This is a genomic window from Phenylobacterium sp. (assembly GCF_030681155.1).
Lineage (GTDB): Bacteria > Pseudomonadota > Alphaproteobacteria > Caulobacterales > Caulobacteraceae > Phenylobacterium.
The window spans coordinates 56,944-72,123 of the sequence record NZ_JAUXXE010000042.1; the positions used below are offsets into that span (position 1 = coordinate 56,944).

Annotated in this window: 12 protein-coding genes; 6 read left to right on the forward strand and 6 right to left on the reverse strand. The window is 67.1% G+C overall.

Features of this window, described 5'->3' with window-relative positions:
• The first annotated feature begins 31 nt into the window (after positions 1-31).
• The 4 genes from Q8M13_RS10870 to Q8M13_RS10885 all read left to right on the forward strand — a co-directional run bounded on the left by Q8M13_RS10870 (position 32) and on the right by Q8M13_RS10885 (position 4,290).
• Entirely contained in the window at positions 32-1,822 is a 1,791-nt protein-coding gene (locus Q8M13_RS10870; protein ID WP_305299969.1) for a M3 family oligoendopeptidase, read from the forward strand.
• A gap of 11 nt (positions 1,823-1,833) precedes the next feature.
• Positions 1,834-2,781, forward strand: coding sequence for a DUF5996 family protein (locus tag Q8M13_RS10875; protein ID WP_305299970.1), 948 nt, complete (start codon positions 1,834-1,836; stop codon positions 2,779-2,781).
• Positions 2,782-2,852: 71 nt separating this feature from the next.
• Entirely contained in the window at positions 2,853-3,494 is a 642-nt protein-coding gene (locus Q8M13_RS10880; protein WP_305299971.1) for a CatB-related O-acetyltransferase, read from the forward strand.
• A 28-nt stretch (positions 3,495-3,522) separates the two neighbouring features.
• Positions 3,523-4,290 carry a GNAT family N-acetyltransferase gene (locus Q8M13_RS10885; RefSeq protein ID WP_305299972.1) on the forward strand — a complete coding sequence of 256 codons (768 nt, stop codon included), beginning with the start codon at positions 3,523-3,525 and terminating at the stop codon, positions 4,288-4,290.
• Between the two features lie 3 nt (positions 4,291-4,293).
• Here Q8M13_RS10885 and Q8M13_RS10890 read toward each other — a convergent pair whose 3' ends face one another.
• Positions 4,294-4,866 (reverse strand): NADPH-dependent FMN reductase, encoded by a 573-nt coding sequence (locus tag Q8M13_RS10890; protein ID WP_305299973.1) that lies wholly within the window; start codon positions 4,864-4,866, stop codon positions 4,294-4,296.
• 162 nt (positions 4,867-5,028) lie between these two features.
• Complete coding sequence (locus tag Q8M13_RS10895; RefSeq protein ID WP_305299974.1) at positions 5,029-6,264, reverse strand: acyl-CoA dehydrogenase family protein; 1,236 nt, start codon at positions 6,262-6,264, stop codon at positions 5,029-5,031.
• A gap of 190 nt (positions 6,265-6,454) precedes the next feature.
• On the opposite strand from Q8M13_RS10895, the gene Q8M13_RS10900 reads away from it, so the two are divergent.
• Positions 6,455-8,155 carry a class I adenylate-forming enzyme family protein gene (locus tag Q8M13_RS10900; RefSeq protein ID WP_305299975.1) on the forward strand — a complete coding sequence of 567 codons (1,701 nt, stop codon included), beginning with the start codon at positions 6,455-6,457 and terminating at the stop codon, positions 8,153-8,155.
• A 131-nt stretch (positions 8,156-8,286) separates the two neighbouring features.
• Here Q8M13_RS10900 and Q8M13_RS10905 read toward each other — a convergent pair whose 3' ends face one another.
• Positions 8,287-8,931 (reverse strand): TetR/AcrR family transcriptional regulator, encoded by a 645-nt coding sequence (locus Q8M13_RS10905; protein ID WP_305299976.1) that lies wholly within the window; start codon positions 8,929-8,931, stop codon positions 8,287-8,289.
• Between the two features lie 68 nt (positions 8,932-8,999).
• Here Q8M13_RS10905 and Q8M13_RS10910 point away from each other — a divergent pair, with 68 nt between their 5' ends.
• Complete coding sequence (locus tag Q8M13_RS10910) at positions 9,000-11,174, forward strand: beta-glucosidase (RefSeq protein ID WP_305299977.1); 2,175 nt, start codon at positions 9,000-9,002, stop codon at positions 11,172-11,174.
• On the opposite strand, the gene Q8M13_RS10915 is transcribed toward Q8M13_RS10910, so the two are convergent.
• Genes Q8M13_RS10915 through Q8M13_RS10925 form a run of 3 tightly spaced genes read right to left on the reverse strand, consistent with a single transcriptional unit; the run spans position 11,171 to position 15,166 of the window.
• Positions 11,171-12,349: a DUF2920 family protein gene (locus Q8M13_RS10915; RefSeq protein ID WP_305299978.1), complete on the reverse strand. Its 1,179-nt coding sequence runs from the start codon at positions 12,347-12,349 to the stop codon at positions 11,171-11,173. The two genes, Q8M13_RS10910 and Q8M13_RS10915, sit on opposite strands and share 4 nt — an antisense overlap.
• 22 nt (positions 12,350-12,371) lie before the next feature.
• On the reverse strand, positions 12,372-13,733 hold the full coding sequence (locus Q8M13_RS10920) for an amidohydrolase family protein (RefSeq protein ID WP_305299979.1): 1,362 nt from the start codon (positions 13,731-13,733) through the stop codon (positions 12,372-12,374).
• Positions 13,733-15,166 carry an amidohydrolase gene (locus Q8M13_RS10925; protein WP_305299980.1) on the reverse strand — a complete coding sequence of 478 codons (1,434 nt, stop codon included), beginning with the start codon at positions 15,164-15,166 and terminating at the stop codon, positions 13,733-13,735. Before Q8M13_RS10925 ends, Q8M13_RS10920 begins: the two co-directional genes overlap by 1 nt.
• Between the last annotated feature and the right edge of the window lie 14 nt (positions 15,167-15,180).

The window sequence follows — 15,180 nt, forward strand, 5'->3', positions numbered from 1 at the left end:
GCGGCCGCGGCGAAGGTCTATTTGTCCCCGCATGAACGCACCCGTGAACCTCGACACCATTCCTGAGTGGAACCTCGCCGACCTCTATGCCGGTCGCGACGATCCCAAGATCGAGATCGATCTGGCCGCCGCCAAGGCCGCCAATGACGAACTGGTCAAGATGAAGGGGCGCTTCACCTCGTTGCGCGGCGACCCGCTGCACCTGGGTGAATTGCTCGATCACGGCATCAATCTCTATGAGACCGCGACCAACGGCCTGTGGGGCGTTGGGGCCTACGCCTCGCTGGCGGCGTCGACCGCGCGCGATGACGCGGCCTGGGCCAAGTTCGAGGGCGACCTGCGGGCGCGGTCCTCGCAGATCGCCGCCGACAGCCTCTATTTCACGCTCGAGCTGAACCAGCTTGAGGACAATGAGATCGAGATGGCCTTTAAGGCCCATCCGCCCGCCGCACGCTGGCGGCCCTGGATGCGCCGCGTGCGGCTCTCACGCCCGCATGAACTGTCGGCTGACCTGGAGCGTATCCTGATCGACCGCGGCCCCGCGGTCGCCAACTGGACGCGCCTCTATGACGAGACCCTGGCCCGCCTGACGGCCAAGGTCGGCCGCGAGAGCCTAACCTTGCCGGAGGCGTTGAACCGTCTTTCCGACCCTGACGCGACCCGCCGTAAGCAGGCGGCCCAGGGCCTGGCAAAGGCGCTGGAAGAGCGCACTCCGACCCTGGCCCTGTCGATGAACACCCTGGCCTTCGAGAAGCAGGTGGAGGATCGCTGGCGGAAATATCCCGACCCGGCGGCCTCGCGTCACCTGGCCAATGAAGTCGACGCCGACGCGGTCGAGGCGCTGGAGGCTGCGGTGGTCGAGGCCTATCCGTCGGTCAGCCACCGCTACTACGCGCTGAAGGCCAAGGTCATGGGCCGCAAGACCCTGGACTATTGGGACCGCAACGCCCCGCTCGACACCGCGCAACCGCGCACCTACGGCTGGGACGAAGCCAAGGGTATGGTGCTGGAGAGCTTCTCGGACTTGGCGCCCAAGTTCGCCGACACCGCGCGGACCTTCTTCAACGAACCCTGGATCGATGCTCGCCCTCGGTCGGGCAAGCAGTCGGGCGCCTATTCGCACCCGGTGACCGCCAACCGGCACCCCTATGTGTTCATGAACTATATGGGCGAGCGCCGCGACGTGCTGACCCTGGCCCACGAACTGGGCCACGCCGTCCACCAGACCTTGTGCAGCCCGCTCGGCACCTTGCTGGCCGACACCCCGCTGACCTTGGCCGAAACCGCCTCGATCTTTGGCGAGGGCCTGGTGTTCGAACGCCTGCTGGCCGGCGCCTCCAAGCAAGAGCGCATGGGCCTGCTGGCCGGCAAGATCGAGGACGGCCTTAACACCGTCGTACGCCAGATCGCCTTCCACCGCTTCGAGACTCAGTTCCACGCCATGCGTCAGGAAGGTGAACTGGCGCCTGAGGACATCAGCGCTGTCTGGCTGGACGTTATGGCCGAGAGCCTTGGCCCGGCGGTGAAGCTGAACCCCGGCTACGAGCACTACTGGGCCTATGTCAGCCACTTCGTGCACGCGCCGTTCTACGTCTACGCCTACGCGTTCGGCGATCTGCTGGTGCGCGGCCTGATGGAGAAGCGCCGCGAGGATCCGGCCGGCTTCGCGCCGCTCTACGAGGACTTGCTCGCGGCCGGCGGCACCAGAACCTATGTCGAGGCGTTGAAGCCTTTCGGACTTAACCCGCGCGAGAAGGCCTTCTGGGCAGCGGGCGTCTCGCAATTGGAACGCCTGGTCGACGAGTTCGACGATCTGGTCTGAGGAACACGCCAATGACCTCGAAAGTCTCCAATCCCTGGCCTGAGATCGACTTCAGCAAGGACCGTGAGACTTTCGAGGCGCTTCACCTGTGGAGCCAAATCGTGGGCAAGGCGCGAACCGCCTGTGCGCCCTGGCTCAATCACGGCTGGCAGGTGGCGCTCTATGTCAGCCCACGCGGCTTGACCACGTCGTCGGTCCCGAACGGGGCGGCGATCTTCGACATCGAGTTCGACTTCATCGACCACCTGCTGCGGGTGCGGGCCAGCAATGGCTACAGCGGCGTGCTGCCCCTGGCCGGAGAGACGGTGGCCAGCTTCTACCGCGCGCTCGATGCGATGCTGGTTCACGCGGGCGTTCCCACCCAGATCAACGGCGCGCCGAACGAGATCGCCGACGCAACGCCCTTCGCCGCCGACGACCGGCCGCGCCGCTATGATCCTGACGCCGCCTCGCGGCTGTGGCGGGCGCTGATCCAGATCGACCGGGTGTTCCAGGTCTTCCGCACCGGCTTCCTGGGTAAGTCGAGCCCGGTGCATTTCTTTTGGGGCAGCTTCGATCTGGCGGTGACGCGTTTTTCCGGCCGTCCCGCACCGCCCCATCCGGGCGGCGTGCCGCACTTGCCCGACAGCGTGGCGCGCGAGGCTTATTCCCACGAGGTGTCCAGCGCCGGGTTCTGGCCAGGCGGCGGGCTGATCGACTATCCGGCCTTCTATTCCTACGCCTATCCCGAGCCGAAGGGTTTTCGGACTGCGACTTTGGCGCCCGAAGCGGCGCTGTTCCACGAGGGATTGGGCGAGTTCATCCTGCCCTATGAGGCGGTGCGTACGGCGCCTGACCCCGACGCCACCCTGCTGGATTTCCTGCGCAGCACCTACGCGGCTGCGGCCGACGCCGGCGGTTGGGATCGGCGGGCGCTGGAATGCGATTTCGGACAGCCCGGCGTGCCGCGGCCCTGCTGAACGCCGGCCCGGTGGTTGCTCGTGCGCGGCTCAGCCCCTAAGCGCTTCCACTACAAAAGGGTCTGATTTCCATGAGTAAGCACTGGTCCCGCGTCGAGTATCTGCATCTGACGCTCACCAATCCGAACATCCATCTTCGCGGCACGCACAGCTATTACAGCGACGCTTGGACGGGTGGGTTCGAGGACAGCGTGGTCCGCTATCACTACGGCGACGCCTACAGCCGCGAGGCCTGGACGCCGCAGTGGCCGATCGATCAACTCCACATCGGCGACTATGTCTGCATCGGCGCCGAGGCGGTCATCCTGATGGGCGGCAATCACACTCACCGCACCGATTGGTTTAGCCTCTACCCCTTCGAGGAGGTCATTCTCGATGCATATCAGGGCAAGGGCGATACGGTGATCGCCGACGGCGCCTGGATCGGCATGCGGGCCATGCTGATGCCCGGCGTAACGGTCGGCGAGGGCGCTATCGTCGCGTCCGGCGCGATCGTCACCAAGGACGTTGCGCCCTACATGATCGTTGCCGGAAACCCCGCCACGCCGGTGCGCTCGCGCTTCGACGAGGGCACGGTCGAGCGGTTGCTGGCCCTGAAGATCTACGATTGGCCCGAGGCCAAGTTCGCCGCCTTGCAGCCGGTGGTTTGCGCTGGCGATATCGAGGCGCTGGTCGCCGAATCGGCGCGGTGGGACGAGGCGTCACGCGCGTAGGCGCCACGAGGCCGAGGGGGCGAGCGCCATGAGTGAGACCGAAGAGCTGATCCGGCTGAGCGTGCGCGCGCTGGTCGCCCAGATGGGCGGAGTGCCCGGCGTCGAAATGCACATGACCCGGGATTGTATCCTGGGCCTGACCGGCGAGCCCCTGGCTGACTTCAACATGCTGACCCTCGGTCCTGACCCCGACGCCGAGGGTTTCCTCACGCGAGCGGTGGCGCGCGCGAAGGCGCGGGGGCTGCCCCTCACCGCAATGATGAGCCCGCAGGTGGCGCAAGGCCTGGCGCCGGTCGCAACGCGGCTGGGCTTGAGGGCGGTGGGGACGGCCCCGCTCATGGTGCTACGCGCCGGCACGCCGGTTCCGGTAAGCCGCCCGGTGAAGGTCACCCGAGCGCTCGGCGACGAACTCGTGGGTATTGCGGGCGACCTTGTCGCCGCGGCGTTCGACATCCAGCGCGACGCCGTCGCCAGATGCATCGATGTGGGGATCACCGAAACCGCGGGTGTCGAAACCTACATCGGCTGCGGCGACGAGGGAGCCATGAGCGCCGTCTCCGTGACGCCGACTGGAAATACGGCGGGGATATCGCTCATGGCCACGCCGCCGGAGCATCAGCGCAGGGGCATGGGCCGCGCCCTGCTCACCCAGGTGATCGCGGACTATCGGGGCCGCGGCGTGGAGCGCTTCCATCTGGGCGCCACCGAAGCTGGCCGGCCGCTCTATGCCAGCCTCGGCTTCGAACCGATCGCCGACCTCACCGCCTGGCTCCTAGACGCACCGCCGGAAGGCTGACGCTCAGGCCGCGGCCTTCGCCCGCACGAACTGCGCGAAACCTTCAAGATAGCCCTTCAGCATCGCTTCCATGGCGGGGTCGGCGAAGCTGTCGTTCTCGCCGAACGCCTTGTGGGCCCGGGACAGCATCAGGCGGCCGCCGAAATAGGGCTCGGTTCCCAAGGTGCGCAGCACCGGCAGCCAGGCGTTCTGGCTGAGAATGGTGCCGAACCCGCCCGGCGAGGCGCCGATCAGCCCGACCGGTTTGGCGCCGAACACGCGCGCAATGTCGTCGGCAGGCCGGGTCAGCCAATCGATGGCGTTCTTGAACACACCGGGGATCGAGTTGTTGTACTCGGGCGTCACCAGCAGCAGGCCGTCGGCGGCGGCGATATCGTCTTTCAGCGCGGCGACCAGCGGCGGTATGCCGTCTGCGGCTTCCACGTCGCCATCATAGAGCGGGATGCCGCGGATCGTGCCGGCGGTGATCGTAACCCCCTCCGGCGCCAGGGCGACCGCGGCGCGGAGCAGTTGGGCGTTGTATGAGCCGCTGCGCAGGCTGCCGGACAGGCTGACGATACGGATGGGGGCGGTCATGAAATGCCTATCGATGTTACGGTGGGAGCTACCCTATCAAATTCGTCATCGCCGGGCTTGTCCCGGCGACCCATAAACGTGAACCGCCCCGGCAAATCCCGAGCGGCGGTACTTATGGATGGCCGGCACAAGTGGCCGGCCATGACGATCTTGGTCGGGAGGTTAAATCAGATCACCCCCCGCCGCCGAGGCGGTTGTGCCGTGTTGCTGGTAGGCCTTGATCACGTTGCGGCCCACCGTCCAGCGGTGCACTTCGTCCGGTCCGTCGACCAGCCGTTGCGAGCGGATGTGGGTGTACCAGCTGGCCAGCGGCGTATCTTGGCTATAGCCGAGCGCGCCGTGTAGCTGGATCGCGGTGTCGACGACCTTGTGAACCATGTGGGCCAGGAAGACCTTGGCGATGGAATTTTCCTGCCGCAGGTCCATGCCCTTCTCGGCCTTGTAGGCGATGTGCAGCAGCATCAGGCGGGCCATGTAGAGTTCGCTGGCGCACTCGGCCAACATGAACTGGACGCCCTGGCGCTCGTGCAGCGGCTTGCCGAAGGTCTCGCGCTGGGTGACGTGGGCCGCGGCCATATCCAGGGCTCGCTGGGCCATGGCGACATTGTGCATGCCGTGCCGCAAGCGGCCGTAGGCGAGGCGGTGCTGGCCCATATTGAAGCCCTGGCCCTCGCCGCCCAGCAGGTTCTCGGCTGGAACCACCAGGTCTTTGATTTCGATCTCGGAGTGGCCCCCGCCCATGATGTGGCTGAGCGGGCCTTCGACGGCCATCGTCTTGATGTCGCGCTTGATGTTGTAGCCGGGGTTCGGCAGCTCGACGATGAAGGTCGAGAACTGCTGGTGGCGCGGGGCGTCCGGATCGGTCCGGGCCATGACCACGGCGAGGTCGGCGGCGCTGGCGGCCGACGAAAACCACTTCTCGCCGTTCAGCACATAGTTCTCGTTGCCGTCCTTGACGGCGGTGGTGCGCATGCCCGTCGCGTCAGCGCCGGCGGCCTTCTCGGTCATTGAGTAACAGACGCGCTTCTCACCGTTCAGCAACGGCTTGAGATACTTCTCCTTCTGGAAGTCGGTCCCGTGGGCGAGCAGGGTCAGCATGGTGGCGTCGTCCGGGCCCTGGCTGTTCATCGACAGCGCGCCGAGGTGGCTCTGGCCCAGCTCCATCTGCACCAGGGCGTTGGCCAGCGGCCCCAGGCCCATGCCGCCGTACTCCTTGGGGATGAAGGGCAACCATAGACCCCGCGCCCGGGCCTTGGTCCGCAGTTCACCCAGCAGCTCCTTATAGTCGCGACCGGCGTGCAGTTCCTTCTCGGCGGGGATGCACTCGTCCTGCACCCATTGGCGCACCAGCGCGCGGACGGCCTTGGCCTCTTCTGGAATTTCGAAGTCGATCGCCACGGCGTTTCTCTCCTGTTTTCTCTTGATTTGTGGCCGAGAGCGTCCGTCCATGAGAACCTCTCCGGCAAGTCCGATTAGCTGGGCTGCCGCCGGGTCAGGCCAGATATCGTGATATCCAAAGCGCCCCTTGATGAGGCGGCGCACGGGTCGGCGGCCTTGACGCCGCCGGCCGAAAACAAAAGGGGCGGCGATGCACTACAAGGAACTCAAGCAGGCTTGGTCGGAACTGATCGCGCCGGGATCGCCCTTCGAGATCGCCGAGGTCGAGGTCCGCGGCCAACCGCTGCGGATGTTCCGCCACGCGCCGCCGTCGGTGCGAGAGATCTGGCTGGGCACCGCCCAGTACGGCGACCGCGATTATCTGGTCTATGAGAACGACCGGCTGACCTACGCCCAGGCCCACGCCAAGGTGAACGCCATCGCCGCCTGGCTGGCCGCCCAGGGCGTGAAGTCCGGCGACCGCGTCGCCGTCGCCATGCGCAACTATCCCGAATGGATGCTGATCTACTGGGCGTGCGTCTCCACCGGCATTGCGGTGGTCGGCATGAACGCCTGGTGGGTCGCCGACGAGATAGAATACGCGATCAAGGATTCCGAGCCGAAGGTGATCTTCGCCGACGCCGAGCGGCTCGAGCGGATCCTGGAGCGCCCGGACGCCGCCAAGGGTATCCGGCTGGTCGCGGTGCGGGTCGATCCCACGCCGGCCGGGATCATTCCCTTCAGCGAGGTGATCGCACACGGCGGCGAGATGCCGGAGGTCAGCGTCGATCCCGACGCCGACGCCTGTATCTTCTACACCTCGGGGACCACGGGCTTCCCGAAGGGCGCCCAGCTCACCCATCGCGGCTGTGTCGCCAACCTGATGAACATGGGCTTCTCGGGCCAGGTGCAGGCCTTGGCCACAGCCCGCGCCACGGGCGTCGCGCCCGATCCCAATGCGCCGGTTCCGGTTCCCGCGGGCCTAGTGGTTACGCCGCTGTTCCACGTTACGGCCAACAACTGCGCGGCCTATGCGATCACCGCCGGCGGCGGCAAGCTGGTGCTGATGTATCGCTGGGACGCGGGCGAGGCGCTGCGGCTGATCGCGAACGAAAAGATCACGGCCATGAGCGGCGTGCCGACCATGGCGCGCGAGCTCATCACCCACCCCGACTTCGCCAGCGCCGACACCTCCAGCCTGGTCAGCCTGGGCGGCGGGGGCGCGCAGCTCCAGCCCGACCTAGTCGGCAAGATCGATGCGCAGGTGAAGACGGCCCGGCCGAACACCGGCTACGGCATGACCGAAACCTGCGGGATCATCACCTCGGTCTCGGCCGACTTCTTCGTCGACAAGCCGGCGAGCTGCGGACCGGCCATGCCGTCCTTCGAGGTCAAGTGCGTCGACGACGATGGGAACACGGTTCCGGTCGGCGAGATCGGCGAGCTGTGGGTCAAGGGCGCGCCGGTCATCAAGGGCTACATCAACCGGCCCGAGGCGACGGCGGAGTCGATCACCGATGGCTGGCTGCACACTGGCGACGTCGCGCGCATTGACGAGGACGGCTTCATCTTCATCGTCGACCGCAAGAAGGACATGGTCCTGCGCGGCGGCGAGAACGTCTATTGCGCCGAGGTGGAGGCCAATATCTTCCGCCATCCATCCGTGGCCGAGGCCTGCGTGTTCGGCGTTCCCGATCCGCGTCTGGGCGAGGAGGTGGGCGCCGCCGTCGTCCTGCGGCCGGGAGAAGCCCTGACTCCCGAAGCGCTTCGCGAGCACCTGGCGGGGATAAGCGCCAAGCACAAGATCCCGCGCTATGTCTGGTTCCTGGACGAGGCCATCCCGCGCAATGCGAGCGGAAAGTTCCTGAAGCGGCAACTGCGCGAGACGCTGAAGCCGGAGGCGGCGGTCTAGGCCCCCCTCAGTCAGCTTCGCTGCCAGCTCCCCCCAGAGGGGGAGCATCTAGATGCGAGTAAGATCCTCCCCCGTTGGGGGAGGTGGATCGTTGCGTAGCAACGAGATGGAGGGAGCGCCGCCCTGGCCGACTACCCCCTCAGGAACGTCGCGATCAGCGCATCGGCGTGGGCCTCGATTTCCGCGTCGGTCGAGGTATCTACGCCATAGGCGTGGCGGACCTCGCCGGCGAGGGTGAAGGGCGCCTGGGCGGCGGCGGCGATCATGTAGATCAGGTGGCGCGGCTCCATGCGGGGCAGGTGGCCTTCGTCCATCAGCATGGTCAGGGTCTTGCGCCCGGCCCGGTGCTGGGGCCGCACGATCTCGTCGGCGATCCAGGCGGTACGGTCGGAATCGCCGACCGTCTCGTGGACCATGATCCGGGCGTGCTCAGGATGATGGGCGCAGTAGCGGACATAGTCGCGCAGGTACTGTTTGAACCGCTCGATCAACGGCTGGCCCCGGGTGGCCCGCCAACTCGCGGCGCGCTCTTCGTTCATCCTGTCGATCAGCTTGCGCAGGGCCGCACGCCAGAGGGTGGCTTTGTCGGTGAAGTGGTAGCGGACCAGGCTGTGCTCGACACCGGCCTTGGCGGCGATGTCACGCACCGCCACACCCTCGAAACCGCGCTCGGAAAACAGCGTCAGCGCCGCCTGCAGGATGACGTCGCGCGTCTCCTCGACCGACCGGGAATCCCGTGCCGGCCGGCCCCGCTGCTTGATCGGCGTCTCGACCATGATCTGATTATTGCCCACTTGGGTAAAAATAGATAGCGTCGCTCCAAAGCCTTTGAGGAAACGCCAAGATGACCGCCCAGCCCTGGATGGACACCAGCCTCTCGCCCGACGAGCGGGCCGCCCTGCTGATCGAGCAACTGACGCTGGATGAGATGATCTCGCTGGTCCACGGACCGATGCCGGCCCTGCTGGAAACTCCGCCGGCCGACGCGGCGATGGGGGCCGGCTACATCCCCGGCGTCGCGCGCCTGGGCATTCCTGCGCTGAACGAAACCGACGCCAGCCTGGGGATCGCCAACCCGCGCCAGGTGCGCAAGGGCGATGGGGCCACCGGCCTGCCATCGGGCTTGGCGCTGGCCTCGACCTGGGATCCGGAGCTGGCCCATGCGGCTGGGGTCATGGTTGGGTCCGAAGCGCGCGACAAGGGCTTCAACGTGCTGTTGGGCGGCGGCGCGAACCTGACGCGCGAGCCGCGCTGCGGGCGCAATTTCGAGTATCTGGGCGAAGATCCGCTGCTGGCCGGGGTGCTGGTCGGCCAGGCGATCAAGGGCGCGCAGTCCAACGACATCGTCTGCACCCTGAAGCACTTCGCGCTGAACGATCAGGAGACCTGTCGCCACGTGGTCGACGCCCGCATCGACGAGGGGAGCTTGCGTGAAAGCGACCTGCTGGCCTTCCAGATCGCCATCGAGATCGGCGATCCCGGCTCGGTGATGTGCGCCTACAACCGCCTGAATGGCGAGTGGGCCGGCGAGAACGACTTCCTGCTGAACCAGGTGCTGAAGAACGACTGGGGTTACCGCGGCTGGGTCATGAGCGACTGGGGCGCGGTCCACACCACGGCCAAGGCGGCGCTGGCCGGCATGGACCAGGAGAGCGGCGAGCAACTCGACAAACAGGTCTATTTCGGCGAGCTGCTGAAGGAGGCGGTCCAGCAGGGCGAGGTGCCGTTCGAGCGCCTGTCCAACATGGTCCACCGCATCCTGCGCAGCCTGATCGACAAGGGCGTGTTCGACAGGCCCGCCGAAAAACGGCCGACGGATTACGAGGCGAACGCCAAGGTCGCCCAGGCCGCGGCAGAGGCCGGTGTGGTGATGCTGAAGAACGACGGCGTGCTCCCGCTCAAAGCTAGCCTTCGCAAGATCGCCGTGATCGGCGCCCATGCCGATGTCGGCGTGCTGTCGGGCGGTGGTTCGTCCCAGGTGCTGCCGGTCGGCGGCGCGGGTCTCGAGATCAAGGTGACGATGGGCCTGTCCTCGGCCTTCTCGCAGATCACCTACCATCCCTCGGCGCCGCTGGCGGCGATCCGCGGCCTGACCCGCAACACCGAGGTCGTCTATGCGAGCGGCGAGGATCACGCCGCCGCCGCCGCCCTGGCCAAGGACGCCGACGTCGCCATCGTCTTTGCCGACCAGTGGGCGACCGAGGCTGAAGACCTGCCGACCCTGTCGCTGCCGAACAACCAGGACGCCCTGATCGAGGCCGTCGCCGCGGCCAACGCCAAGACCGTCGTGGTGCTGGAAACCGGCACCCCGGTCCTGACGCCGTGGCTGGATAAGGTCAGCGCCCTGCTACAGGCCTGGTATCCGGGCACCCGCGGCGGCGAGGCGATCGCCCGCATCCTGTTCGGCGAAGTGAATCCCTCGGGCCGTCTGCCGATCAGCTTCCCGCGCGACGTCGCCGATCTGGTGCGGCCGGAAATCCCCGGCATGATCTTCGGCCCGCCGGTCGAGGGTAAGACCCTGCCGACCTCGTTCCCCGACGTGCAGCAGCACAAGGGCCGGTTCTCGGTCGAGCACCCAGAGGGCGCAGACGTCGGTTACCGCTGGTTCGCCAAGACCGGCAAGCCCACCCTGTTCCCGTTCGGCTTTGGCCTCTCCTACACGACCTTCGCCTATGGCGGCCTGAGCGTCCAAGGCGGCGAGACCCTGACCGTCAGCCTGGACGTCACTAATGCCGGCGCCGTCGCCGGCATCGACACGCCGCAGGTCTATGCTCTGGTGACCGGCTCGGACGGCAAGGAGAGCCAACGCCTGATCGGCTGGTCGCGCGTGGCCCTGGCGCCCGGCGAGACCAAGCGCGTGACCATCAGCGCCGATCCCCGCCTGCTGGCCAATTACGATGCGGCCTTGCCAGGCTGGCGCATCACTGATGGCAAGGTCGGCGTGGCGGTCGGGACATCAGCCGAAGCCCTGACCCTGCGCGGCGAGGCGAGCCTCACCGCGCGGACGATGAAGCCCTAGGCGTCTGCGAAGAACCGAGACTCCACCTCGCCGCGAATGAACGGCGCGGTGGGGTTGTGGGTGAAACGGTAGATCGAGTCCACGCACTCGTAAGCCACGCTCACCCCAAGCGCCCCATCGTGCGGTCCGGACCGGGATTGAAGCTCGGGGATCGCCATGTCGAAGAGGCCGGCGAGCGATGCGTCCAGGCCATGGACGAGTTGCTTGAACACCGCGCCGTCGAGATGTTCCTCCTCGATCAGCGAGAGCTGGCCATCGAAACCGAGGGCCTGGAGGGCGGCGACCTGTCGCTGCTTCATGTGCGGGGGCGATATGCGGTCGGTGGCGGCGTTCACCATCCGGAAGATCGTCGCGTCCTCGCCAGCTTCCGCCCTGGTCGCGGCGAGGTGTGGCGGATAGGCGACATCGCGGATTAGGTCCCGGTCGCGACTGTAGAAGTCCGGGGCCTGACGATTGTCTGTCGTCCATCCGCTCTTGGTCCGGCAGAACGCCATGACGTCGCCGGCCAGCGGCGCGATGAAGTCCGCGCTGGCCGGTTGGCCCAGATACTCCATCGGCGGCTGGGTGTAGGACGAGTTGTCGATCACCATCGCCAGGGTGCGTGGTGCGATCTTGGCGATCAGGTGGGCGATATAGCCGCCGTGTGAGGAGCCGAGGGCGACGATACGTCCGGTGTCGAATTCTGCGCCCTGCTCCAGCAGATCTCCGAGCACCGCCAAGTGGTCCATGGCCTGGACGACTCCAAAGTTTTGGTACTCGTCGCGGGCCGGATGGATGGTCGCACCTACTCGCGCGGTGATGCCGGTCTGCGCTAGCCGGCGGGCGACGTCGTTCACATCGTTTGGATCGCCCAGCGAGGTCTTAGCGAAGTGAGCCAGGCCCAAAAGCATCAGTCGATCACGGTCATCGACCTGGATCCTGCCGCCGGTTTCCGGGCGCGCGCCGAAGCAATGGTACTGGACGCTGACCGCCGCCATCTCGTGCTTCGTCACGATGTGGCGGCGCAGGGCCTCGGCATAGCCGTCGTTCGTATCGCCGCCGAAACCTGGGATCACAAAGACCAGGCCAAGGGCAGGACCGGCCGGGAAACTCGCCGTGTACTCGAGCGGCGAGGGGCGCGAACGTTCCGGTTCGAAGTCGAAGGGGCCCTCAATCTCCCGACGAACAGTCCGCATGGCTTCTCCAGTCGAATCAACTCTACCGAGAATAGGCCGCCGGATATCCGCCGCCGAGGGTCTTGTAGCGGTCCCGGAGTTCGAGCTGGCGCGAGGTCATCGGTTGGCTTTCGCCGCGGATGAAGATGGCGGTGGGCTGGGATAGCGGCTCGAAGGGGTCGCCGGTCCAGATCACCAGGTCGGCGTCCTTACCGGGCTCCAGCGAGCCGATCTTGTCGGCGACGCCGAAAATGCGGGCCGGGTTGATGGTCACCGCCGCCAGCCCGGCCTGATACGGCATGCCGTTGGCGATGGCGTTGCCGACATTGTAGCGCAGCTCACGAACCCGGTGCGCGCCGCCCTGGCTCTCGATGGCCAGGGTCACGCCAGCCGCTTGCAACCGCGCGGCGTTCTCCATGGTCGCGCCCAGCACCTGGAAGCTCTCGGGCCGGTCGCTCAGCGGATTGATGATCACCGGCACGCCGGCGGCAGCGATCTCGCCCGCCGTCATCCAGCCTTCCTCGGCGCCGTCCAGGATCACCTTCACGCGTTCTTCGCGGGCGAACTGCAGGACGCTGCGGATGTCTGAGGCCTTGTGGACCGAGGCGATGATCGGCATGCGGCCCTCGACCACCGGGATAAGCGCCTCCAGGTCTGCCTTGGAGAGGCCCATGTCGCGGATGCCGGCGCGGTCGTAGGCGGCCTTATTGCGCATGTAGTCGCGCACGTCGCGGAAGGCCGCCTTCAGGGCGACAATCTCGGCTCCGCGCGCGCCGCCGGCGACATTGGCCCCGCCGTCGCCGAACGGCACCACCATGCCGACCTTCGGTTTGACCAGGATGTTGGCGCCTTCGCCCAGGTGGATGACCGCGGCTTGGCCGGCGAATAGGGCGGTCGACTTCGAGCCGCCCCCGCCGCCGGCGGTGTAGAGCTCCTCGCCGTCGTCGGCGTGGAAGTCGGTCCCGCCGCCGCCGGCCGAGAGCGGCATGACGATGGCCCGGGTGATGCCGCCCAGCCGCGCGACCGGGATCAGGGTCGACTGCGGATCAAGGCCGTACTGGACGTCGAACGCCGCGCCGATGTCCGGGTTGTTGACGGTCAGGTCATCGCCCAATGAGCGGACCTCGACGGCCCCCAGCAGGGTGTTGGCCGCCACGAAGCCAGGCGTCACCGTCGCGCCCTTGGCGTCGATGATCCGCGCGCCGGCGGGCGCCGAGGCCCCCGCGCCGACCGAGGCGATCTTGCCGTCGTGCAGGACGATGGTCCCCTGGGCGATCTCGCCGGCGGGGCCGGCGGTCAGGATGCGGGCGTTGGTTATGGCCACGGTTTCGGCCAGGACCGGGGTGGCGATGGCGGCGGCCAGGGCCGCCAGGCTGATCGAAAGGTGCAGGGCGATCTTGGACATCAGCGGTTGGCCCCCTGGCCGATTTCGAAGTCCGACTTCGGCTGGAAGCGCGCGTCGTGGCGGTCATAAGCGATGCCGCCGTCCAGATAGACGCGCTCGGCGCGGGCGTAGATCGAGAAGGGGTTCTTGTCCCAGATGACCACGTCGGCCCGCTTGCCGGGCGTCAGGGATCCGGTGTCTTTTAGTCCCATCGCCTTGGCCGGGTTGGCGGTGATCCAGGCCATGGCCTGGGCCTCGGTGATGTTCAGGCCCGCGGCGCGCCCGGCCGCGAGGGCGGCGGCGGCTTCCTGATTCAGACGCTGGATGACGTCGGGGTCGTCCGACTTGATGATCGCGCAGCCGCCGGCCGCGTGGATCATCGCGGCGTTGGCCTCGATCCCGTCCCAGGCTTCCAGCTTGTTACCCCACCAGTTGGCCCAGGTGGCGGTGCAGATGTCGTTCTGCGCCAGGATGTCGGCGATCTTGTAGGCTTCCGAGGCGTGGTGGAAGGCGGTGATCTTGTAGCCGAACTCGTTCGCGATCCCGATCATCTGGACCATTTCGTCGGCCCGGTAGCAGTGGTTCTCGACCAGGATCTCGCCTTTCAGCACCCCGGACAGGGTCTCAAGCTGCAGGTCGCGCTTGGGCGGATCGGCCTTTTCTCCACGGCCTTCCTTCGCCCGGTAGTCATCCCACTTGCGGCCATAGTCGGCGGCGCTGATCCAGGCGTTGCGATAGCCCGCGACGTTGCCCATCCGCGTGGAGGGCGCGCGGGTGCGGGATCCATAGACCCGCTTGGGGTTCTCGCCGCAGGCCATCTTCAGGCCGTATGGCGCGCCGGGGTATTTCATCTCCTGGACGGTGCGGGCCGGGATGTTGCGCAGGGTGACCGAGCGCCCGCCGATCAGGTTGCCGGAGCCTGGCAGCACCATGATGCTGGTGACGCCGCCGGCGCGGGCCAGGTTGAAACCGGGGTCCTGCGGCCAGACCGAATGCTCGGCCCAGACGCCGGCGGTGTTCGGGTCGGTGAGCTCGTTGCCGTCAGAGTGGGCCGGGACCGAAGGCGAGGGATAGACGCCCAGGTGCGAGTGGGCGTCGATCAGCCCTGGGGTAATGTATTTGCCCGCGGCGTCCACGAAATCGTAGCTGGCCGGAGGCACCAGGCCCGCGCCGACCGCCTCGATCTTACCGTCGCGGATCAGCACGGTCCCGCCGTCGATCCGCTCCCCGGTCCCAGTGAACACCGTGGCGCCGAACAGGGCCGTCGGGCGGCTGGGCAGCGGCCGATAGGTGGAGGCGAAAGGATCACCGTTGTTGGCCGAGTCCAGGCCCTTCGGCAGCGTCCGCGCCTTGGCGCTCTCGCCGCCTGCCGGCTTGCTGGCCGGCGCTGTGGTGGCGCAGCCGCCGACAGCTGTGGCCACGACCAGCGCCGCCACCGTCCCGAACACTCTCATTCCTGGTCACCCAT